Raw genomic sequence first — 21,207 nt, forward strand, 5'->3', positions numbered from 1 at the left:
CGCCAGCGAGGAGTCCGCTATCAGGAGCATAACCATATATGCCAGACGGCATATCACGCACCGAGACGGTATGCAGCCGGAGCGGGATATCCCCGGGAGAGTCCTGCGGACTCTCAGGTTCCGGCCGAAGGGCATGACGATCACCGAGATCGCGAAGGCCCTCGGAGCAAACCGGAACTCGGTCTCGAAACATCTCGAGGTGATGCAGGCGGCGGGCCAGGTCGAGGCACGGCTCGTCGGCAACGCCAAGGTCTATTCCATCGCGCAACGCGTGCCACTCTCGGCGTTCCTCTGCTTCACGAAGAACCTGATCCTGGTCATCGACGCCGACCTCACGATCGTCCAGGCGAACGACCAGTGCCTCAGGCGTTTCGGGCGTGCTAAAGACGAGATCATCGGGCAGAACATTCACGAGATGACGCTTCCCGTCGTCTCATCCCCCGAAGCCCTCGCCGTCGTCGAGGGGCTCGAGCGGGAGCAGGTGATCGCCGACATCTCCCACCGGCGGGACGACGGTGGGGTGGTCTTCTACCAGATGCAGGCGATCCCGACGACATTCGAGGACGGGGAGAAGGGCTGCACGATCGTGCTCGAGGATATCACCGAGCGGAAGCAGTACCTCCGGAACACATCGTTCCTCGCGCGGACGGCGATCGACCTCGTCGATCTGCAACCGGTGGAGGACATCTACCGGTACATCATCGACGGGCTTGCGGAACTCGCGCCGGGAGCGTTTGCTTACTTCTTCTCCTACGATGAGGCCGACCGGCATTTCGTCATCCGGCCGGTCGCGGGCGGGGGATTCCGGGAAGGGCTCACGGAACTCCTGGGACGGGACCCCGTCGGCCTGGCGCTCCCGATCATCCGGATCTTCGACGCCCCCTATCACCAGACTCCCCTCTCAATGCGTGGCCTCCAGGAGTTCGTCCTCCGCCCCGAGCCGTCATCGTGGTCGCTCTACGATCTCTGTTTCAGGGGGATCCCAAAAGAGGTCTGCGAGGCAATCCTCACCAGGTTCGATATCGCGAAGCTCTGTGTCATGGGGCTGGTCTGGCAGGAGGAGATCTTCGGGATGGCCGGGATCTTCCTCCCCCCGGGAAGGGATCTTGAGAACCGCGAGACGATCGAGTCGTTCATCCGGCAGGCCTCGATCGCCCTCGCCCGGCGGCAGACCGCCGAGCGGCTCAAGAGAAGCGAGGCCCGATTCCGGGGGATGGTCGACTCGTCACCCTTCGGGGTCGCGCTCATCGACCGCGAAAGGCGATTTCTCTACGTCAACCGGAGGTTCGTGGAGATCTTCGGCTACGGCCCGGACGAGATGCCCACGGTCACGGAATGGACCCGGCTGATCTTTCCGGATGAAGAAGCCCGGCAGGAGGCACTCGGTGCCTGGCGATCGGATCTCGAACGGTCGGTTCCGGGCCAGGTCAGGCCCCGGACGTTCACCGTCCGGTGCCGGGACGGGTCGAGGAAGACAGTTCTTTCCCGCACCGTCACCCTCTGCGACGGGACAGAGTACTCGACCTGCGAGGATATCACCGAAGAGACGCGGGCCTACCACCTCCTCGTCGCGGATATCGCCGACCTTCGGCGGCGGGAGCAGGAACTTCTCATCAAGGACCGGGCGATAGCCTCCACCCGGCGGGCGGTCGCCCTCCTCGACCCGGGTGGGGTGGTGACCTACGCAAACGACGCCTTCCTGACCCTCTGGGGTTACCCGAACCCTAAAGAAGTTCAGGAATCGCATTTCTCCCGGTTCTGGGAGCGCCCGGATGAGATCAAGGGCATCATCCAGACAGTCATCGACGGCGGATTCTGGCACGGGGAGGTTGCCGGCCTCCGAAACGGCGGCGAGAAGTTCCAGGCGGACCTCCTCGGGACGCCGATCGTGGCCGAGGAGGGCAGGGTGATCGGGATGATGGCGGCAGTCACTGCCCGGTAGGGCAGTAATTTGAGAAAACGCGAAACTTTTCGATGGCGACGGGCCGAAGGGCCGGAGCGCGAGCACCGCCAGGTGTGAGGGGCGACGGGCCGAAGGGCCGGAGCGCGAGCACCGCCAGGTGTGAGGGGCGACGGGCCGAAGGGCCGGAGCGCGAGCACCGCCAGGTGTGAGGGGCGACGGGCCGAAGGGCCGGAGCGCGAGCACCGCCAGGTGTGAGGGGCGACGGGCCGAAGGGCCGGAGCGCGAGCACCGCCAGGTGTGAGGGGCGACGGGCCGAAGGGCCGGAGCGCGAGCACCGCCAGGTGTGAGGGGCGACGGGCCGAAGGGCCGGAGCGCGAGCACCGCCAGGTGTGAGGGGCGACGGGCCGAAGGGCCGGAGCGCGAGCACCGCCAGGTGTGAGGGGCGACGGGCCGAAGGGCCGGAGCGCGAGAAGACCGAGGGTCTTCGAGGACAGGAGCGCGAGCACTGTCACGGCCATCCCCGAGGGTATAAGAACCTATGCCCGGCAGTACAGATCCACAGTACCGCACGACGATTCTGGTTCGTAAAGGCTTATTGTACCCCCGGGCATCCCCCTTCTTGCCAGGAGGTGAGGAGATGCAGAAGACCATAGAAAGGAGAGAGGTACAGGAGGAGGACAACATGGAGATCCGGGCGCTGATGCACGCCATGCTCAACGGCGACACCTACACCAGCCTGCAGGCGATCGGTGCCCTCGGGGCCATGGGAGCACCGGCGGTCGGGCCGCTGGTGCGGACGCTGCTTGCCGTCGACAGCGATGCACGGTGGAGCGTGGCGATGGCGCTCGCCCGGGCCGGAACCGAAGCGGTGGAGCCGCTCGTCGGGGTCGTGCTCGTCGCGGACGACGAGATCAAGAACCCGGCGATCTGGGCGCTTGCTGAGATCGGCGACCCGAGAGCGGTCGAACCGCTTGTCGGCACCCTCAGGACAAGCCAATCCGAGTGCTGCCGCGCCCTGACCGCCGCGGCCCTGCTGAAACTCGGCGACCCCGTGGGGATTGCCGAGGTGGAGAAGGAGTTCGAGCAGTCGGGCGAGGGGTTCAGAGGCCTTGCCATGGAGGCCTTCGAGGGGACGTGAAGTTCCCCTCCGGGCACCTCTTTTTAGCCGGCTTCCGAGCGGCATTGATGGGTAACTTCTAATAGAGCCCGCAAACAAGAGATCAGTATGCAAGGGCGCCATATCCTCGTCCTGATCCTGCTTATAGGCGCCGTCATCGCCGGAGGCTGCACGGCCGAGGGGGACACCATAGACGCGCAGCCGGTCTCCCAGACACCCGCGCCGACGGAGATGCAGGCGGTGGGCGGGAACCAGCCGGCCCCGACGCCCCACGTGCCCCCTCGCGGGAAGGATCAGCCGCAGAGCGTGGGGTTCGTCGACCCCGCGGCCTATCACCTCTCGATGACCCCGACGCCCACGGCGACGATGATGAGACCGCCAAACGACATCCGCGTCTCCGAGAAGATGGTGGAGTATGCGGCGGTATCCTGCGACGACGGCCTTTACGGGCGCCGCGTTCTGACCACCGAGGTCTACCATATCCCGTTCCCTTACTGGGCGGTCACCGTGAGCGCAACGGCGGGAACCGACTACCCCTGGCTCGTAGTGGAGATCCGCGATCCCGATGACCCGAACCGGCTCGTCGAGGAGATTCGATACTTCCGGGGCGATATACTCGAGGTCGAGAGCAACGCTACAACCAGCAACTCCGTAGAAAAGGATAAGACGTTCCTCATCCGGGAAGGGTATGACAACTACTACTTCGTCACCCGTTCGGAGTCGCTGGAATCCTTTAAGATCACCATCTCCGTCCCGGAGAAGTACCTCGTCTAGGCGGGAGGAACTTCCGTCCCCTCTTCTGCGGCGCGGAGCTCGCGATCGTAATCCGCGATCGCGGCGGCGTACTCCCGCCACGCCTTGTCCGCTTCTGCGAGATTCCGGTTTGCGGCACCGTAATCGCGCATATCGTAGGCGCCCGCGGCCGACGACCAGTACGTGAACGCACGGTTCAGGTTGTCGAGTGCCCGGAGATAGGTCGACTGCGCTCCGGTGTAGGCCTCCGGGACGGCATCTGCCGCGACGATCTGGCGATGGTAGGCCGTAACGTCTCTGCCGTACCTCGCGACTGCCGCAAACTCCCGGGCATGAGCGTCGCATTCGGCAACCGAGAGGTCGTCTATGGAGGTGCGCATATACGAGGCGGTCTTTCCGTAGACCCGGAAGAGATCGGCCTCCGATGCCGAGATGTGGCTGCGGAACGCCGCAATCTGTTGATCCTCCAGGTAATCCATAACAAGCATCCCCCCGACCAGCAGAACAACCATCGCGGCAACCGCCGCCCCGGCAGCGGTGAGGGCCTTCCTCCGATCGACGGCCAGTTTCGGCAGTTTCGGGATCTTCAGGCCGCCGGACGGTTCGGGGGTATCGGGATTCATGTCCATCACACCCCATTCGCCGGCAGGCGGGCGGGAGAGATCCGGTACTCCCCCGGCCTGGGGACGTAGCGGAGCGGGACGATCTCCGGGGTCTCCGACTGCACGCTCGGGAGACCCGTGCCGGCGGCGTCCCCGATGGCGAGCGGTCTTCCCCAGATCGCCGTGGAGCCGACCGAGACGTTTCCCCACTCAAAATTCGTTCCCTCGACGTAGTAGTAATGCTGCCCCTCATGTGTGAAGTATCTCGGCGTGTATCTCGCGTAGCAGGGGTTGAACTCGTTCATCCGGATGCCGAGGGCCATGTGATCCGAGTATCGGAGCAGCACCGTGTCGTAGCCGAGGGCGTCGAGGAGCCCCGCCATCAGGATGGCCGCATCCTCGCAGTCCCCCCTCCCGTCGACGAGCATCTCGACGGGGTATTTCGGATATTCGACGCCGTCCTCCAGGTACATGGCATAGCGGGGAAGGACGCCCTCGGTGTAGGAGGTCGTGTTGTCGTCCATATCGTAGGGGATCTGCTGGACGAAGAAGACGACGTTCATCAACCGGAAGTAATCCTCGTCCGGATTGGCTGCGGGGGGCGCGATCCGGCGGGCGAGATCCGCGAGAACCGGCCGGTCGGCGTCCGCGAGTGCATACCTCCCCCAGGAGGTATAGTCGCTGAACCGCGGGGTTCCCCGGTGCGCAAGGAAGAGCGCCTCCGGAACCGTGACCTCCGTCGTCTGGACGCCGCCGTCGATCGCCGTCCAGCGGAAGTTCCGCGTGGAGACCTCGCCGTCGTCCGGGAACGGCGTTGCCGTCGGTATCGGCGCGGGCGGGATGTATGCGGGCGGACTGCCGATCGGGGCCGGATCGCGAGAGCCAAAGCCAATAGGCTCCCCGAGGAGAGCGGGTTTCACTATGAGGGCTACGACCAGGATCACGACCGCACCCGCGATGACCGGGATGACGTCCTTCCACTCCATAGCAGAACCAGCAACGGCCTCCGGTAGAGGTATTTGCTATCTACCGTTAAAAAACGTTAACTGTTGTGATCAGGCCGAGGTTTGTTCCGAAACAAGTTAATAGGGGAGATTGAAGAGGGGGCGAACGGTTCCGGGCGCCACCCTGCCGGAGGAGGCGGCGTCGGTTCCGTATCACCTCATTCTGGGCGTGATCTCCGTAGGGCAGACTCCCTCGAGTCCGGCCAGTTGCTCTCCCGGTCCGGCCGCATACCTGCAGACCGAAGGGTAGTACCTGGTGACATAATCCTTGAGCATCCGGATGGAACAGTACTGCGGGGCGATGCTCTTTATCGACTCTTTCATCATCCGGACCCACTTGTGCGGGACATCGTCCATCGTCCGCGAGTAGTAGAGCGGCGCAACCTCGTTCTCGATGAGGTCGTAGATCGTCTTCGCGTCCGGCTGGTTACCCTCCGCGGAGGGGGCGTGGCCCTCGAAGCCCCAGCCGTTCCTGCCGTTGTATCCCTCGACCCACCAGCCGTCCAGAACCGAGAGGTTCAGCACCCCGTTCATCCCCGCCTTCATACCGCTCGTGCCGCTCGCCTCCATCAGCGGGACGGGGGTGTTCATCCAGACATCGACGCCGTGAACCATGTAGCGTGCAAGCTGCTCGCTGTAGTCCTCGACAAACGCTATCCGACCGCCGAACTGCGGATCCTGCGAGTACTGGTAGATCTTTTGCAGGATCCGCTTGCCCCGATCGTCGGCCGGATGAGCCTTCCCGGCGAAGATGAACTGCACCGGCCTCCAGCGGTTGTTCACGATCCGATCAAGCCGGTCGATGTCCTCAAAGATGAGATCCGCTCGCTTGTACTCGGCAAACCGGCGGGCAAACCCGATCGTCAGCGCCGAGGTGTCGAGCATGAGCCCTTCGGCAGCGAGGTTTGCAGGCTCATCCCGGTGCCTCGCCCACTTGCGGCGTTTCCGATCCCGGATCCGGGCAAAGAGTTTCATCTTCAGCCACTGGTGCTCGCGCCAGAGCTCTTCGTCCGGGATCTCATCGACCATCTCCCAGATGGCCGGGTTGTCGTAGTCCTCCCGCCAGTTCGGGTAGACCGGATCCATATACCGATCGAAGATCGCCTCGATTCGGTGGTTCAACCACGAGGGCATGTGGACGCCGTTCGTGATGGCGTCGATCGGGATCTTCTCGGGAGGGAGATCGGGCCAGAGCGGCTGCCACATCTCCCGGGCGACCTCGCCGTGCTTCTGGGAGACGCCGTTGTGGAACCGGCTCATCCGGAGCGCAAAAGCAGTCATATTGAACCCGGCACCCGGGTTATGCGGGTCATCACCGAGTGCCATGAACTCGTCCCAGGTCAGATTGAGCGACGAGCAGTAACTCCGGAAGTACTTTGCCATCAGATCCTCGGGGAAGACATCGTGGGCGGCCGCCACAGGAGTGTGGGTGGTGAAGACCGAGGTGCCCCTGACCTGCTCCCGCGCCTCGTCGGGAGGCATCCCGGCCACGAGCCGCTCCCGGAGCCGTTCAAGTATGGCAAACGCAGAATGTCCTTCGTTCAGGTGCATCGCCGAGTATTCCACGCCGAGGGTATGGAGAACCTTCCTCCCGCCGATACCGAGCACCAGTTCCTGCCGGAGCCGGCACTCGAGTTCCTTCAAGTAAAGGCGGTGGGAGATGCTCCGATTCTCGGGATGGTTCTCATCGATATGCGTATCCAGGAGGTAGAGGGGAACCCGTCCCACCTGTACCTTCCAGACCGCGACGTAGATCGGCGGATCGATCAGGGGGACCTGCACCACGAGCTGCTTCCCGTCGTCACCGAGCACCCGCAGAACCGGGGCGGCGTCGCGATCCAGGATCTCCGCGACGTTCCTCTGCCACCCGTTCCCCTCGATGTGCTGGTGGAGGTAGCCTTCGGCGTACATGAACCCGACGGCGACCGTCGGCACGCCGAGATCGCTCGACGCTTTGACGTGGTCGCCCGCGAGGATGCCGAGCCCTCCCGCGTAGAACGGGAGCGAGTGGTGCAGCCCGAACTCGCTCGAGAGGTAGGCGATCGTCAGCGGCGTCCGGCCGGGATAATACTGCGCAAACCAGCTCGTTCCCGGCACCATGTACTCCCCGAATCGATGCATGATGATATCGTAGCGGCGGAGGTACTCCGGGTTCGCCGCCGCCCGCTCAAAGAACCGCGGTGGGGTATTGAGAAGCATCCTGACCGGGTTGTGGCGGCTCATCTTCCACTCCGCCCGGTTCAGCATCTTGAAGAGCGTGCTCGCCGAGGAGTGCCAGCTCCACCAGAGGTTGTATGCCAGGTCGACCAGCCCGAAGATCCGTTCCGGGACGTGGGCGAATCGGTCGTAGGGTATCTCCATCTTCATCGCGACGGGCATTACCCGCTCCACCAGATAAGTGCTTCTGTCACCGGAAACGGTCGGGCAGGAACCGGCTCACCGTCGCTCTTCGCGCTCCATAAACTCCCGGATCTTCTTCTCTTCCCACTCCCGGCCGAAGATCCGGCCTTCGACATAGACGCCGAACCCGTGGAGCACCACGCCGATCCCCCAGAAGAACGTCACCCAGTAGAACCAGAGCGAGTCCGGGCTGAAGAGCATGTTGATCCCGAAGAGGATGAGGTTGACGGCGATATAGAGCACGAGGTGCTCGTAGAACTCCCGGATCTCACCGACTCGTCGCCTCGCACGCGCATATCGATCCTGCTCGTCCATGGGATTCCGATGACAGACCGGGATACTTATACCTGCCCATGCCCCGGTGCGGCAGGTAGACCACCTCTCGCGGCAACCCGGGGAGGTGCCGGGATAACAGCCTCGACTTCGGGCGTATTTTTGCAGATACAGCCTCAAGACGGCAAAAGCAAATTGGAAGGCATTATATGCGCCGTCTACTGATCTTCCTTCAAGAAGACCCGAAGGAGGGTGACCCACGTGCGGCAGATGATCGAGGCAACCGAACTCACGAAGAATTACGGCAACGTCACCGCCGTGAACAGGGTATCGTTCTCTGTCACGGAAGGGGAACTCTTCGGCCTGCTCGGGCCGAACGGTTCGGGGAAGACGACGATGATCCGGATGCTGACCGGGCAGATTCCGCCGACGGCAGGATCGGCCCGGGTGATGGGGATCGATCCGGTGAAAGACCCCATCGGGGCCCGGGGGCTTGTCGGGATCATCCCCGAGCAGGAGACGCCGCCGAGTTTCCTCACCGCGGAGGAGTACCTGCGTTTCGTGGCCAGCATCCGAAACCTCGACGCCGTCGACGAGCGGTGCGACCGCTGGTTCGACCTCCTGGAGTTCCAGGACAAGCGGGACGTCCTCTGCAAGGATCTCTCGCGGGGTACCCGGCAGAAACTGATGTTTGCTCAGGCGTTCCTCCACGAACCGAAACTCGCCCTCATCGACGAGCCGCTCATAAACCTGGATCCTATCATGCAGCGGACGGTCAAAGACTTCCTCAAGGATTACGTCCAGGGCGGCGGAACCGTCTTCATCTCCACCCACATCCTCGAGATCGCCGAGGAGATATGCGACCGTATCGGGATCATCCACAACGGCAGGCTCCTCCACTCCGGCCCGGTCGAAGACCTCGTCGCGACGGGCAGGCATCTCGAGTCCTTCTTCCTCGATCTCGTGCGGGGTGACGCCGGTGCCTGACCTCTTTCGCGCGATGATGAAGGAAGAGTGGCGGATGCATTCGACGATCTTCGGGAGCCTCGGCTTCGCACTCTTCCCGGCGGTCATCGCAATCTTCGCCTTTCTCGGGTCGCTCACCCTCCCGATCTTCGCAGACGTCTTTCCGTTCGACGTGATCGCGCTCCTCATGCACGCTCTCTTCCTCCTCATGGGCGTGATGGTGGGGTCGTTCGGCCTCATGGGCCGGGAGTTCATGAACCGGCGGTTCGGGCAGGCAAGCCTCATCGCCTACGCTTCCCGGAGCCTCCCGGTCTCGGAACGGCGGATCTTCGCCGCGTTTCTCGCGAAGGATACCGTCTACTACATCCTGCTCTACGTCCTTCCCTTCGCCGCCGGGTTCACCGCAGCGACGCCGTTCACCGGCCTCGATCCGCTCCTGGGACTCCTCGCGTTCGTCTCCCTCGCGCTCGCCTTCCTCCTCGGGCTCTCCGCCGTCTGCTTCCTCTCGACCCTCTACACACGCTCCGTCGCGCTCCTCGCCGGAACTGCGGCGGTGCTTGCGGTTGCGGCCATCGCGGCGTTCCGCCTCGGGGCGATCACCGTCTCAGCCGTTCTTCCCCCCTACGCCTTCTTCCTCGACCCCGCCCCCGAACCGCTCGCGCTCGCGCTCCTCCTCATCCTGGTGCCGGCAACCGCATCCGTGCTCTTCGTCACCGTCGATTACCCGGATCGGACGAGGCGGTTTAAAAATCGTCTCGACCCTCTCGCGGGGAGGCTCCACGGCCTCGGGAGCGCACATTTCATCGCGAAAGACGCTCTCGACCTTCTCCGGAGCGAAGGCGGCGCCGGGAAAGTGATCTTCTCGTTCCTCCTCCCCCTCGGCCTCGTCTGGATCTGCCTTCAGGTTCTGATCCGGTTCATCCCGGGGATCGATCCGCTGGTGGTCTTCGCGGTTCTGCTCGGGGTGATATCGGCCACCATCTACAACTGGCTGACCGAGTTCGACTCCTTCACCTCCTACGCCTTCCTGCCGGTGGATGTCCCGGAGGTGATCGACGCGAAACTGAAGAGTTATGCGCTTGCAAACCTCCTCCCGCTCGGAGTGCTCGTGCTCGCGGCGGCGACCTCCGGTGCGGCGGGAACCTTCCTCCCGGCCCTTGCCGCGTTCGCCTCGGTCTCGGCCTACACCCTCGCGGTGACGCTCTACCTCACGGGGCTCCACCCGAACGTGATGCTCTATCACGCCTGGGTCTTCCTCCGCTACCTCCTCGCGATAAGCCCGGCGCTCCTGCTCCTCATCTTCGTCTCGATCGTCGACCCCGCGTACGCGGCGTTAAGCCTCCTCCTCGTCGCGCCGGCGGTGTTTCTCCTCGCCCGCGGGCGGAAGAAGTGGCAGGCGTGGGAGATGCCACAGTTTTAGAACCTCGTCGCATCTCTCACTTTCACCCCCCGCACGGCGCGGTTTTTAAACCCCCGCGGGCGACTCCGGGAGTATGCTAGAGAGAGCGGGCTACCTCCAGAACAACAGGTGCGCCGCGACCGACGAATGGGGGCGACCCTGCCAGATCGTCGAGATCGCCCTCGACGGCAGGCGGTTCGGAGCCCGGGTCAGCGATCTCCAGCAGGCGCTCGGCGGCCGGTACCCGGCCCGGGTCAGGCTGCTTCGCGACGACTGGGGCCCGGTTCTCGGGGACACGGTCGGCCGCGCGGAGCGGTCGCGGACAGGCAAAGCGGTCGTCTTCGAGCTCGTCACCGGCGAGCGCTACACGGTGCCGGCCGCGGCGCTCCGGGCCGTTCTTGCCCGGACTGCCGCTTTCGCTCCCGTCTCGGCAATCCTTCCCGCGGGAATCCCCGCCGCCCGGCAGCAGGCTCTCGTCACCGGGTAGTCCCTGCCTCGCGGATCGCCGCCTCCCCGGCATCGCGGAACGCCCGGCCGACCTCGGCGTCGTTCTTGAACTCCTCGAGAGCACCGCACCGGAATGCTGCGCAGTGATGGGCGGCCTTCCGGTAGGCCTCCCGGTGGCCGGCGAGAACCGCCGCGACGTCCTGTGGCCCTTCAACCCGGTAAAGGTGAGCGTAGAACCGCGATCGCCGGACCTCGATCGCGGCGGCGGCGAGGGGTTCCGCGGTCACGCCGCCAGCCGCCTCCTCGCGTACTCCTCCCAGTGCGCCATAAGAAAGCCCCGGATTCCCCGGCCGGGTTTATAGGGAGGGTATATCCTGCGGTAGGCCTCCTCGGCGTCGGAAAACTGCTCCTTCGGCAGGACGTCGGTGTAGGCCGCGAGGTAGAGAAGCCCGATCGCTGCCGACCGGGAGACGCCGAAGCCGCAGTGAACCAGCACCTGCCGCCCCTCCGAGAGACACCGGTCGATGAAGGCGAGAGCCGCATCGATCGCCTCCTGCGGAACGTCTTCGGGATCCCTCACATCGAGCAGGTTGAGCATCAGCCGGTTCCCCCGCCGGGCGACCAGGTGCTCGGGATGATCCGGCGGCACCGTCCCCAGAGGCGAGTAGGTGACCGCCAGGCAGTGGTAGGGGCTCCGGCAGGCGTGCACCACGCACCAGGTCTCGTGTGCCTCCACCGCGACCTCGTAGTCCTCCTGCGTCCCGATATACAGGTTCTGGTAGATCTCGATCACACCCCTCGCCCCCTCCTCATCGCCTCGAGCGCGTACGCCGCCGCCCCGAGAAGCGGCGCCTGTCCTGCAAGTTCGGAGACGACAAGCCGGGGAAGCGAGAGGTAGCGGTCGATGAACGGCTCCATATGCCGGATCACGATATCCCCGTAGTACCGGGCGAGCGGCCCGTCGAAGACGATCACCTCGGGGTTGTAGGCGACGATGACCGCCGAGACCCCGCGGCCGTTCATCTCTCCGAGCGCCTCCATGAAGGCAAGGGCGGCCGGATCCTCCGCCCGTGCCGCGTCGAAGATCTCCCGGGTGGAGGAGGGGTCGAAGACGACATGCCGGACGTCGGCCGCCTCCCGCCACGCCGCGAAGAACCCGGGGATGTTCTTTGCGGAGGCATAGGCCTCCCAGTGGCCGGCAAACCCGCACCCGCAGACGAGGTTGTAGCGGGTATCGACGGGGATATGCCCGATCTCCCCGGCGTTCCCATTCATCCCGAGGAGGAGGAGGGCGTTCACCACCGCACCGCCGCCGATGCCGGTCGAGAGGGTGATGTAGACGACGTTATCGGAGCCGCGTGCGGCGCCCGCCCACCGTTCGCCGAGGACGCCTGCCCGGGCGTCGTTGATGAGCGTGACCGGAAGCCCGAACCGCTCCCGGAGCGGCTCGACGATCTCCACGACCGGGAACGCGATGTTCGGGGAGTCGACGACCCACCCCCGGTCGGGGTCCAGCGGGCCGGCCGATGCGACGCCGATGGCCGCAGCCTCCTTCCCCTCCGGCAACGCGAGGAGGGCTTCCACCCGGGCGGCGATCGCGGCGGTGATCACCTCCCCGGACGATCCCGTAGTCGGCGTCGGGACGGCGTCATGGGCGAGTATCGTCGCGTCCGAGCCTACCAGGGCGGCGCGGAGGTTGGTTCCGCCGAGGTCAACGGCAATCACGGTCGTCATATGGGTCACTTCTCCGGGCAGCAGGTGCTCTTCTTCTCGGATTACGCGAACCACCGGGATAAACCTTGCTTCCGGCCGGGCCGGCGGATCCGGGAGAGAGACCGCGGCTACGGAAGTAAGGTATATCTACTTCCCGCACCAGATTTAGGTATACCTAAAAATGATCGCCATGGAAAAAACGTTGCTTGATCTGGAACCGGGCATGCAGGGAACCATCGCCCGATTTATCGGGAATCCGGGCTTTGTCCGGAAACTCAGAACCATCGGAATCAGGGAAGGCAAGAACCTCACCGTCGTCACCCGTCACCCCCTCGGCGGTCCGGTGGTGATCGAAGTGGATGGCCGGGAAGTGACGCTCGGCCGGGGAATGGCCGTAAGAGTCGTCGTGGACGTTGCCGCATGAAGACCGTCGTCCTGATGGGCAACCCGAACGTCGGGAAGAGCGGGATCTTCTCTCGGCTGACCGGCACCCGGGTCATCACCTCGAACTACGCCGGAACCACCGTCGACGTCTCCCGCGGGAAGATGCGTCTTCCGGACGGCCCCGCCGCGGTGATCGACGCACCCGGTACCTACTCCCTCACCCCCACGAACCCGGCCGAAGAGGTCGCCACGGAGATCCTCGGAGAGGCCGACGTCGTCGTCAACGTCGTCGATGCGACCAACCTGGAGAGAAACCTCTACCTGACCCTCGAGACCCTGGAGCGCGGGGTCCCGGCGGCCGTCGCGCTCAACCTCTGGGACGAGGCCGGCCACCAGGGGATCGCGATCGACGTCGACGGACTTGAAGCGCTCCTCGGGGTGCCGGTCGTCCCGACCGTGGGCCTTTCCGGGGAGGGGATCCGGGAACTCGTGAGGCGGCTCGGCGAGGCATGCCCCTCGGCGACGATACAGCCCATGAGCGAGGAGGAGCGGTGGGTGGCGGTCGGCCGGATCACCGGGGAGGTGCAGACGATCGCCCACCGGCACCACACCCTCGCCGACCGGCTCAGCGAGGCGAGCATCCGGCCGACCAGCGGCCTCTTCATAGCTCTCGCGGTCATCGCCGCCGCGTTCCTGGCGGTCCGGTGGATCGGCGAAGGACTCATATCGTTCGTCTTCGAGCCGCTCTTCGACCTCTATACCCCGATCGTCATGAGGGCGAGTGACCTCCTCGGCCCCGGGATCCTGCACGAGATCCTGATCGGGCACCTCATCGACGGCGAGATCGATTACGTCCAGTCGATGGGGCTCCTGACGACGGGGCTGTACGTTCCATTCGCCATGATCCTCCCCTACATCGTGGCGTTCTACCTCGTCCTCTCGATCCTCGAGGACACCGGCTACCTCCCCCGGCTCGCGACGCTGGCCGATACCTTCTTCCACCGGCTCGGGATGCACGGCTACGGCATCATCCCGGTCTTCCTCGGGTTCGGGTGCAACGTGCCGGGGGCGCTCGCCACCCGGGTGCTGGAGACGAAGAAGCAGCGGTTCATCGCCGCCACCCTCATGTCGCTTGCGATCCCGTGCATGGCCCAGATCGCGATGATCTTCGCGGTGCTCGGGCCTTTCGGTCTGCACTACGTAGTGATGGTCTTTGTGACCCTCGCGCTCGTCTACGTCGCCGCGGGCCTGATCCTGAACCGGGTCGTGCCGGGCGAGTGCCCGGAGATATTTTTAGAGATCCCGCCCTACCGGGCGCCGGATCTCCGGGCGACCGTCACGAAGACCTGGATGCGGGTTAGGGGCTTCGTCGGGGAGGCGATCCCCTACCTCTTTCTTGGTATCCTGCTCGTCAACCTGCTCTATTCGGTCGGGTTCCTCGACCTGCTCGCGGCCGCCTTCGCTCCGGTGATGGAGGCCTGGCTCGGGCTTCCCGCCGGGGCGGCCGTCGCGCTCCTCGTAGGTTTTCTCAGAAAGGATCTCGCGGTGGGGATGCTGGTGCCGCTCGGGATGAGCCCGGAACAGCTCGTGATCGCGGTGACGATGCTCACGATCTACTTCCCGTGCGTGGCGACGTTCGTTGTGCTCCTCCGGGAACTCGGGGCGCGGGGGATGCTCGCCGCCGCAGGCGTGATGGTGACGGCGGCGCTCCTCGTCGGGGGCGCGCTGCGGGTGATCCTGATCGGGTTTTAAGGAGGGAGGAGAGATGCGGAGGAAGACGACGGAAGAGTACATCGAGATCATCTGCCTGCTCGAGAGACAGGAGGGGCGGGCGCAGACCGGCAGGATCGCGGAAGCGATCGACGTCAAACCGCCGTCGGTCACGGAGATGCTCCGGAAACTGGAGCAGGAGGGGCTCATCGTCTACGAGTCCTACGCGGGCGCGACGTTGACCCCGGCAGGGGAAGAGATGGCCCGCGATCTCCAGAGAAGGCACAGGACGTTTGCGGATCTGCTGGAGCTCCTGGGGGTCGAGGGAGAGACCGCGGAGACGGACGCCTGCCAGTTCGAGCATCACGTGAGCCCGGAGACGATGGAGCGCCTCAGGCTCTTTCTCGAGTTCCTGAGCAAGAGCCCGGACGGCCGGCGGTGCCTCGCGGCGTTTGGGGAGTTCCAGAAACACGAACGGTGAGGCAGGTTCGCGTCAGACCTCCTCCCCCACCATCATGCAGGGAAACTTCTCCCGCGGGTACCTGCCCTCTATCGACTCGCGAACGAACTGCCCCCGCGACGGGGCCGCGAAGAGGGCGTCGTAGACCTCTTTTGGAACGCCGGCATAACGATAGGCGTCGGCGCTCTCGCAGATGACGAGGAGCGCCTTCGTCGTCGGGTCGTAGCCGACGGATCGTACGGCGCCGGAACGTCCGGCTGACTGTCGGGACATACGGGGGGGTTGTGGCGGGCGAAGATGATAGCGGTTGCGGCGGGTCTCACCGGACCTTCTCGTAGGGGTAGCGCAGCCGGATGAAGTCGCCGAAATACCGGCCTTTCGAGCGTGCCGCGAGCATTCCTTCGTAGACGTCGGGCGGCACCCCGACGTAGTGGTAGACTCCGCCGCTATGAAACTCAACCTCCAGAACCTCGTCTTCCGGGTCGTAGCCGACCGATTTTATGTTGGTGGACTCGACGATCTGGCGCTGCATGGGCGGGGGTAACGGGGGTTGTGGGGATAAGGATTGTGGGGGCACGCGGTAAGGGGGCGGGAACCTACATCGCCCTGGTGAAGGCCGCAACCGCCGCGAACGCGAGAAGGGTGAGAAACGCGAGTACCCCGGCCATCCAGACGACCATGAAGAGCACGGCCGAGACGAAGCGCATCTTTCGGAACGGGACGGTTCCCTCGTTCATTCGCCGCGCGGTCGCCAGGGCGTCGTAGACCGAAAAGATCCAGACGATCGCCCCGGGGATGAGCATCACAAGAAGCCCCGCGAGAACCCCGAAAAGCACCAGGATGCCCCTGCCCGTCTCTCCATTATAGACCTGACCGAGCCCCGGGAAGAGAAGGGAGAGACCCGCCGCAAAGATCGGATTCTTCTCCTCCCGCACCGGGGCATCGCCTCCCGCTTCCCGGACGCCTGCACCCGGGAGTTCAGCCGGTTCCGTCATGGTTCTCCGTACATACCGTCATCGCCGGGAAAATAAGGAAGTTTCGGCTCATCCGTCTCACGCCTCCGTCAGGCTCATATCCCCGGAGAGCTACCCTCCACCGGTGAGATCCACATGGCACGAAGAGACATAACCGCGGATGAAGCAAAGGCGATGGGCGAGCAGCTCGGCATCACCTGGGAGGAGTTCGACGTCGAACAGTTCCGGCGCGGCATGGTCGTGGAACTCGAGCACGGCCTCCGCGACCCGGCGACGAACGTCACCGACGACGACCTCTTTCTGACGGCAAAGATAGCGCTTGCCCACTTGAACGAGTTCCCGGACTACTACAACCGGCTCGAGGAGATGGAGGAAGAGGCGGAGGCTTACTGGGCGGAGCAGGCAGCGCAGGCGCCCTAGAGCCTGGCGGGCCCGGCAGTCGATACACAAGAACTATTATCCGCCCGCTGCAACGATAAAGCATGGATCGGAGGCCAATGCCCGATTGGATCGGAATACGACAACGTCGGGTCATCGACGAGAGAGAGTACTACGCCGAACGGCTCTACGAGACCCAGCAGGCCGCAAAAACCTACGCCCAGCAACTGGAGCACCGCGGGAAGGACGTCCACGTCCTCAGAACCGCCACCGAAGGCGGGTGCCGGGGCTATGCCGTCTTTTTCGAGAGATAGTGTCCGGAAAACCTTCAGACCGGCGGGCGGCCTTCGGCGGGGCGACAACAGAGTGGGGGGCGAACCCCGTCCACATTCCCCATTAAACCATCGTACCTGAGTCTAATATAATTCTCGTACGGCAGGAGCTCGAAGGTTGAACTCGCGGGTTCAGGGTTCCCGGATCGTCGGGGCCGTCCACCGCTCCCGCCAATCGTCGCTAAGAATCCCCCAGACCTCGACGTCCTCGAAGACTCCCCACTTCCTCGCGTGCTCCCGGAGGTGCGCCTCGTGCCCCATCCCGCACTTCTCCATTACCCGGCCCGAGGCCGGATTGCGGGAGAAGTGCGTGCCGTAGACCCGGTGCAGCCCGAGGATCGAGAACCCGTACTCGATCAACGCACGGGCGGCCTCGGTGGCATATCCCCGGCCCCAGCAGGATTTCGCAACCCAGAACCCGAGCTCCGCCCGCCCATGACCGTGGTCAATCTCCGTGAGCCCGACCGCGCCCACGAGTCCCGGCTCGCCGCGCCGGGTGACGGCGTAGACGATCTGAACCCCCTGCTCAAACCCGGGCGCGAGGGTGGCGATCCAGGTCTCCGCCGCTCCGTCGGGGTAAGGATAGGGTATATCGAGGGCGCGGGAGGCGATCTCGTAGTCGCCGGCGATCCGCTGCACCTCCGGGGCATCCGCGAGGGTGAACGGCCGCAGGAGCAGGCGATCGGTTGCAAGGACGGGCTGTCCGGTCATACGGGCACCCTCGACAGCGCCGGGGAGGCATACATTCTGGTAGGGGGGACCTGCTCGCTCAGAATCCCCCAGATATCGACATCCTCGTATACGCCCCATTTTTTTATGTGTCCGCGGAGCCGGCCTTCGTGCACCATCCCGCACTTCTCCATCACCCGGCCCGAGGCCGGGTTGCGGGAGAAGTGCATGGCATGGATCCGGTGCAGCCCGAGGACGGAGAACCCATACTCGATCAACGCACGGACGGCTTCGGTGGCATATCCCCGGCCCCAGCAGGTCTTCGCAACCCAGAACCCGAGCTCGCCGCGGGCGTGATCGGGCTCGATCCGAAGACGGGCACCGCCGATGAGGGTTCCGTCCCCGGCAAGGGTGACGGCGAAAGCCGCGGCGTTGCCGCGCTCGGTGCCTTCGTCAAGCGAGGCGATCCAGACCTCGGCGAGGCCGTCCGGGTACGGGTAGGGGAGAAGAGTCGTCGCCGAGACAGCGTAGTCTCCGCAGAGCCGCTGCACCGCACGGGCATCCGAGAGGGTATACGGCCGCAGGAGAAGGCGGTCGGTTGCGAGGACGGGCTGCTGATCCATGAATATATCCTCCATCGTCCCGATTGGATATAAGTCCTGCCGCACCGCGCCTCTGCCTCTCCGGGAGGGGAGCAGGGAAGAGAGCCGGCAGAAATCGTCCTGCCGTTCCCGGGTCCGCGCGAACCCTGCCGTGTTTATATCTTGGGGTTCCGTTCGCTTTGTTTGCACGGAGCTGCGGGTATTATCGGCCCCCACAAGAGCCGGTTTCCGATAAGGGTTTCTAATAGCCTTTCTATTTGCAAACCAGCAACCTTTATTAATTTTTGTTCTGTATTCCATCATGCATGATCAAAGTCGCGATCAACGGGTTCGGCACCATCGGTAAACGGGTCGCCGATGCGGTCACCGCACAACCCGATATGGAAGTCATCGGGGTCTCTAAGACGAGCGTCTCCGCTGAGGCATACATTGCAAAAGAGCGCGGATACCCCCTCTACATCGCTGACCTCGGGAAGAAGTCGGCGTTCGAGAAGGCCGGGATCGAGGTCGCCGGCGACGTCGAAGCGATGCTCAAGGCCGCCGATATCGTCGTAGACGCCACCCCCGGCGGCGTCGGCGAGAAGAACAGGCCAATCTATGAGAAACTCGGCAAAAAGGCGATCTTCCAGGGCGGCGAAGATCACGAGGTCGCCGGGTTCTCTTTCAACGCCCACGCGAACTACAACGAGGCCGAAAACCACCAGTTCGCCCGGGTCGTCTCGTGCAACTCCACCGGGCTCGTCCGGATCATCCACGCCCTGGACCAGGCCTTCGGCGTCGCACGGGTTCGGGCGGTGATGGTCCGGCGCGGCGCGGACCCCGACGACGTGAAGCGGGGACCGATCGATGCCATCGTCCTGAACCCGGCGTCCATCCCGAGCCACCACGGCCCCGACGTCAACACCGTCCTCCCGCACATCAACATCGTCACGCTCGCGATGATCGTCCCGACGACGTTTATGCACATGCACTCGATCCAGATGGACTTAAAGAAGGAGACCACCCGCGAGGAGGTGCTGAAGGTCTTTGAGAACCACAGCCGGATCGGGCTCGTCCGCAAGACCATGGGGATCAAGAGCAACGCCCAGCTCCGGGAGTACACCCAGGATCTCGGCCGGCCGAGGACGGATCTCTGGGAGAACGGGGTCTTCGAGGAGTCGGTCTCGATCCTCGACGGTAAAGAGTTCTACTGCTTCCAGGCGATCCACCAGGAGGCCGACGTCGTCCCCGAGAACATCGACTGCATCCGCGCCCTGATGGGAACGGTGAAGGATTCACAAGAGTCCATCCGGATGACCAACGAAGCGCTCGGTCTCGTCGCTATCGGATGAACGGAGAGCGGGGGAGGAAGAAGCATTAACTCCCCGGCAGACCCACTATTTTTAATGGATCCGTACGAACTGGCGACCCGGAATACCGTAGAGGTCGTCACCGACGAGGAACTGCGCGCGCTCATCGACCGTCCGGTCAGGCGGGTCTACACCGGCTACGAGCCGAGCGGAGAGATCCACCTCGGCCATATGGTGACGGTGAACAAGCTGATGGACCTGCAGCAGGCAGGGTTCGAGGTGACCGTGCTGATCGCCGACCTCCACGCGTTCTTGAACCGCAAGGGGACGATGGAAGAGATCCGGGAGACGGCCGAGTACAACCGCCTCTGCTTCGAGGGGCTCGGCCTCCGCGGCGCAAACTATGTCCTCGGCTCGGACGTGCAGCTCACGGCGGAGTACGAGCTCGCCGTCCTTGAACTCTCCCAGGCGATCACCCTCAACCGGGCGAAGAGGAGCATGGACGAGGTCGGGCGGCAGATGGATAACCCGACGGTCTCGCAGATGGTCTACCCCATCATGCAGATGGTCGATATCGCGACGCTTAAGGTGGACGCCGCCGTCGGCGGGATCGACCAGCGAAAGATTCACATGCTCGCGCGGGAACACCTCCCGTCGATCGGGTATCCGGCGCCGGTCTGCATCCATACGCCGATCATCAACGGCCTCGACGGAAAGAAGATGTCGTCGTCAGCCGGAAACGTCATATCGGTCGCCGATTCCGAGGAGGATATCAAGAAGAAGATGAAGAAGGCGTTCTGCCCACCGGAGATCGAGAACAACCCGGTGCTCGAGATCCTGCGCTACCACGTCTTCCCCCGGACGGATGCGGTTGCCATCCGCCGGCCGGAGAAGTTCGGCGGCGACCGGGAGTTTGCCGTCTACGAAGACCTCGAGCGTGCCTACGCCGCGGGCGAGGTTCACCCGATGGACCTCAAAGCGGCGGCAGCCGCGCACCTCATCGATATCCTCGCCCCCGTACACGATTACGTCTGCAGCAGGTGATCCGGCCGTGACCCGTGATGAAGAGCATGATCAGTTCGACCGCAAGATCGAGGCGATGGGCGTCAGGATAAAAGACGCCAACACCGTGAAGGTACGGGAGGATGTCTTCGACGAGGTCACCCTGATGGCCCTCTACAAGCTCGTCCAGAAGAAACTGATCTCGGTCATCGGCGGGCCTATCAGCACGGGAAAAGAGGCAAACGTCTTCTACGGCGAGCGTGACGGACAGGGGCTTGCCATCAAGATCTACCGCATCCAGACCGCGAACTTCAAGGCGATGAACGATTACCTGGCGGGGGATCGCCGGTTCTCGAGCGTCCGGGGAACGCGCAAGGCTCTCATCTTCGCCTGGACGAAGAAAGAGTACAGCAACCTCGCCCGGGCGCACGAAGCGGGGATTCCGGCCCCCGAACCGTTTGCGTTCGACCGGAACATCCTCTTAATGGAGTTCCTGGGCGAGGACGAGGTGCCGTATCCGCAGCTCCGGAACGCCGAGGTCGAGGATTACGGAGCGGTATACCGCGATATCCTCGGCTACGTGGAGCGGCTCTACCGGGAGGCACGCCTGGTTCACGCCGACCTCTCCGAATACAATATCCTCTACCACGAGAAACCATACCTGATCGATATGGGACAGGCGGTCACCCTGGATCACCCACGGGCGTCGGCGTTTCTGGTCCGGGATATCAAGAACCTCAATCGATATTTCTCCCGCTACTGCGACGTGGTCGACGAGCAGGAGATCATCGGAACGCTCGTCGGCACCGGACGCCGGGAGCCCTGACCAC

Annotated in this window: 26 protein-coding genes; 14 read left to right on the plus strand and 12 right to left on the minus strand. The window is 64.2% G+C overall.

What is annotated here, in order from left to right:
• Positions 1–70 precede the first annotated feature (70 nt).
• The 3 genes from MCUHO_RS09590 to MCUHO_RS09600 all read left to right on the plus strand — a co-directional run bounded on the left by MCUHO_RS09590 (position 71) and on the right by MCUHO_RS09600 (position 3,794).
• The gene (locus MCUHO_RS09590; protein ID WP_067077535.1) at positions 71–1,942 is read left to right on the plus strand and encodes a PAS domain S-box protein; all 1,872 of its coding nucleotides are present in this window, start codon (positions 71–73) and stop codon (positions 1,940–1,942) included.
• Between the two features lie 598 nt (positions 1,943–2,540).
• Positions 2,541–3,041, plus strand: coding sequence for a HEAT repeat domain-containing protein (locus MCUHO_RS09595; protein WP_067077537.1), 501 nt, complete (start codon positions 2,541–2,543; stop codon positions 3,039–3,041).
• Between the two features lie 87 nt (positions 3,042–3,128).
• Positions 3,129–3,794: a hypothetical protein gene (locus tag MCUHO_RS09600; RefSeq protein ID WP_067077540.1), complete on the plus strand. Its 666-nt coding sequence runs from the start codon at positions 3,129–3,131 to the stop codon at positions 3,792–3,794.
• Here the strand turns inward: MCUHO_RS09600 and MCUHO_RS09605 are convergent.
• From MCUHO_RS09605 to MCUHO_RS09620, 4 genes are all read right to left on the minus strand, one after another.
• Entirely contained in the window at positions 3,791–4,396 is a 606-nt protein-coding gene (locus tag MCUHO_RS09605; protein ID WP_067078827.1) for a hypothetical protein, read from the minus strand. The two genes, MCUHO_RS09600 and MCUHO_RS09605, sit on opposite strands and share 4 nt — an antisense overlap.
• Before the next feature lie 5 nt (positions 4,397–4,401).
• The gene (locus MCUHO_RS09610) at positions 4,402–5,361 is read right to left on the minus strand and encodes a hypothetical protein (protein ID WP_067077543.1); all 960 of its coding nucleotides are present in this window, start codon (positions 5,359–5,361) and stop codon (positions 4,402–4,404) included.
• Positions 5,362–5,532: 171 nt separating this feature from the next.
• A complete protein-coding gene (gene glgP, locus MCUHO_RS09615; RefSeq protein ID WP_328585634.1) occupies positions 5,533–7,758 on the minus strand; it encodes an alpha-glucan family phosphorylase in 2,226 nt (741 codons plus the stop codon).
• Between the two features lie 57 nt (positions 7,759–7,815).
• Positions 7,816–8,094 (minus strand): 2TM domain-containing protein, encoded by a 279-nt coding sequence (locus MCUHO_RS09620; protein WP_067077546.1) that lies wholly within the window; start codon positions 8,092–8,094, stop codon positions 7,816–7,818.
• A 228-nt stretch (positions 8,095–8,322) separates the two neighbouring features.
• Here MCUHO_RS09620 and MCUHO_RS09625 point away from each other — a divergent pair, with 228 nt between their 5' ends.
• The 3 genes from MCUHO_RS09625 to MCUHO_RS09635 all read left to right on the plus strand — a co-directional run bounded on the left by MCUHO_RS09625 (position 8,323) and on the right by MCUHO_RS09635 (position 10,904).
• Positions 8,323–9,039 (plus strand): ABC transporter ATP-binding protein, encoded by a 717-nt coding sequence (locus MCUHO_RS09625; RefSeq protein WP_067078831.1) that lies wholly within the window; start codon positions 8,323–8,325, stop codon positions 9,037–9,039.
• Positions 9,032–10,438 carry a hypothetical protein gene (locus MCUHO_RS09630; protein WP_201786424.1) on the plus strand — a complete coding sequence of 469 codons (1,407 nt, stop codon included), beginning with the start codon at positions 9,032–9,034 and terminating at the stop codon, positions 10,436–10,438. The genes MCUHO_RS09625 and MCUHO_RS09630 overlap by 8 nt, the downstream gene beginning before the upstream one ends.
• A 73-nt stretch (positions 10,439–10,511) precedes the next feature.
• Positions 10,512–10,904: a hypothetical protein gene (locus tag MCUHO_RS09635; protein WP_067077552.1), complete on the plus strand. Its 393-nt coding sequence runs from the start codon at positions 10,512–10,514 to the stop codon at positions 10,902–10,904.
• Here MCUHO_RS09635 and MCUHO_RS09640 read toward each other — a convergent pair.
• Genes MCUHO_RS09640 through MCUHO_RS09650 form a run of 3 tightly spaced genes read right to left on the minus strand, consistent with a single transcriptional unit; the run spans position 10,894 to position 12,598 of the window.
• Positions 10,894–11,151, minus strand: a complete 258-nt coding sequence (locus tag MCUHO_RS09640; RefSeq protein ID WP_067077555.1) for a YigZ family protein — start codon at positions 11,149–11,151, stop codon at positions 10,894–10,896. The genes MCUHO_RS09635 and MCUHO_RS09640 overlap by 11 nt on opposite strands.
• Entirely contained in the window at positions 11,148–11,657 is a 510-nt protein-coding gene (locus tag MCUHO_RS09645) for a dual specificity protein phosphatase family protein (protein ID WP_067077558.1), read from the minus strand. Before MCUHO_RS09645 ends, MCUHO_RS09640 begins: the two co-directional genes overlap by 4 nt.
• A complete protein-coding gene (locus MCUHO_RS09650) occupies positions 11,654–12,598 on the minus strand; it encodes an ROK family protein (RefSeq protein ID WP_067077562.1) in 945 nt (314 codons plus the stop codon). Before MCUHO_RS09650 ends, MCUHO_RS09645 begins: the two co-directional genes overlap by 4 nt.
• A 169-nt stretch (positions 12,599–12,767) precedes the next feature.
• On the opposite strand from MCUHO_RS09650, the gene MCUHO_RS09655 reads away from it, so the two are divergent.
• From MCUHO_RS09655 to MCUHO_RS09665, 3 genes are read left to right on the plus strand one after another with little or no spacing between them, the layout of a single operon-like run.
• Entirely contained in the window at positions 12,768–13,001 is a 234-nt protein-coding gene (locus MCUHO_RS09655; RefSeq protein WP_048113041.1) for a FeoA family protein, read from the plus strand.
• Positions 12,998–14,713, plus strand: a complete 1,716-nt coding sequence (locus MCUHO_RS09660; protein WP_067077565.1) for a ferrous iron transporter B — start codon at positions 12,998–13,000, stop codon at positions 14,711–14,713. Before MCUHO_RS09655 ends, MCUHO_RS09660 begins: the two co-directional genes overlap by 4 nt.
• A gap of 13 nt (positions 14,714–14,726) precedes the next feature.
• Positions 14,727–15,152: a metal-dependent transcriptional regulator gene (locus MCUHO_RS09665; RefSeq protein WP_067077568.1), complete on the plus strand. Its 426-nt coding sequence runs from the start codon at positions 14,727–14,729 to the stop codon at positions 15,150–15,152.
• Positions 15,153–15,164: 12 nt separating this feature from the next.
• Here the strand turns inward: MCUHO_RS09665 and MCUHO_RS09670 are convergent, their stop codons facing one another.
• The 3 genes from MCUHO_RS09670 to MCUHO_RS09680 all read right to left on the minus strand — a co-directional run bounded on the left by MCUHO_RS09670 (position 15,165) and on the right by MCUHO_RS09680 (position 16,126).
• Positions 15,165–15,404, minus strand: coding sequence for a KTSC domain-containing protein (locus MCUHO_RS09670; RefSeq protein ID WP_067077571.1), 240 nt, complete (start codon positions 15,402–15,404; stop codon positions 15,165–15,167).
• Between the two features lie 46 nt (positions 15,405–15,450).
• Positions 15,451–15,663, minus strand: a complete 213-nt coding sequence (locus MCUHO_RS09675; protein ID WP_067077574.1) for a KTSC domain-containing protein — start codon at positions 15,661–15,663, stop codon at positions 15,451–15,453.
• 64 nt (positions 15,664–15,727) lie between these two features.
• Complete coding sequence (locus tag MCUHO_RS09680) at positions 15,728–16,126, minus strand: hypothetical protein (RefSeq protein ID WP_067077577.1); 399 nt, start codon at positions 16,124–16,126, stop codon at positions 15,728–15,730.
• A 114-nt stretch (positions 16,127–16,240) separates the two neighbouring features.
• On the opposite strand from MCUHO_RS09680, the gene MCUHO_RS09685 reads away from it, so the two are divergent.
• Both MCUHO_RS09685 and MCUHO_RS09690 read left to right on the plus strand, forming a co-directional pair.
• A complete protein-coding gene (locus MCUHO_RS09685) occupies positions 16,241–16,525 on the plus strand; it encodes a DUF5661 family protein (protein WP_067077580.1) in 285 nt (94 codons plus the stop codon).
• A gap of 77 nt (positions 16,526–16,602) precedes the next feature.
• Entirely contained in the window at positions 16,603–16,797 is a 195-nt protein-coding gene (locus MCUHO_RS09690; protein WP_235808237.1) for a hypothetical protein, read from the plus strand.
• 150 nt (positions 16,798–16,947) lie between these two features.
• Here the strand turns inward: MCUHO_RS09690 and MCUHO_RS09695 are convergent, their stop codons facing one another.
• A complete protein-coding gene (locus MCUHO_RS09695; protein ID WP_067077586.1) occupies positions 16,948–17,526 on the minus strand; it encodes a GNAT family N-acetyltransferase in 579 nt (192 codons plus the stop codon).
• Entirely contained in the window at positions 17,523–18,107 is a 585-nt protein-coding gene (locus MCUHO_RS09700; protein WP_084386026.1) for a GNAT family N-acetyltransferase, read from the minus strand. The genes MCUHO_RS09695 and MCUHO_RS09700 overlap by 4 nt, the downstream gene beginning before the upstream one ends.
• A 284-nt stretch (positions 18,108–18,391) precedes the next feature.
• On the opposite strand from MCUHO_RS09700, the gene MCUHO_RS09705 reads away from it, so the two are divergent.
• From MCUHO_RS09705 to MCUHO_RS09715, 3 genes are read left to right on the plus strand one after another with little or no spacing between them, the layout of a single operon-like run.
• A complete protein-coding gene (locus tag MCUHO_RS09705; RefSeq protein ID WP_067077591.1) occupies positions 18,392–19,417 on the plus strand; it encodes a type II glyceraldehyde-3-phosphate dehydrogenase in 1,026 nt (341 codons plus the stop codon).
• Positions 19,418–19,471: 54 nt separating this feature from the next.
• Positions 19,472–20,419, plus strand: coding sequence for a tyrosine--tRNA ligase (locus MCUHO_RS09710; RefSeq protein ID WP_067077594.1), 948 nt, complete (start codon positions 19,472–19,474; stop codon positions 20,417–20,419).
• 55 nt (positions 20,420–20,474) lie between these two features.
• Positions 20,475–21,203 (plus strand): serine protein kinase RIO, encoded by a 729-nt coding sequence (locus tag MCUHO_RS09715; RefSeq protein ID WP_235808271.1) that lies wholly within the window; start codon positions 20,475–20,477, stop codon positions 21,201–21,203.
• Positions 21,204–21,207: the final 4 nt, after the last annotated feature.

Source organism: Methanoculleus horonobensis (assembly GCF_001602375.1).
GTDB classification, from domain to species: domain Archaea; phylum Halobacteriota; class Methanomicrobia; order Methanomicrobiales; family Methanoculleaceae; genus Methanoculleus; species Methanoculleus horonobensis.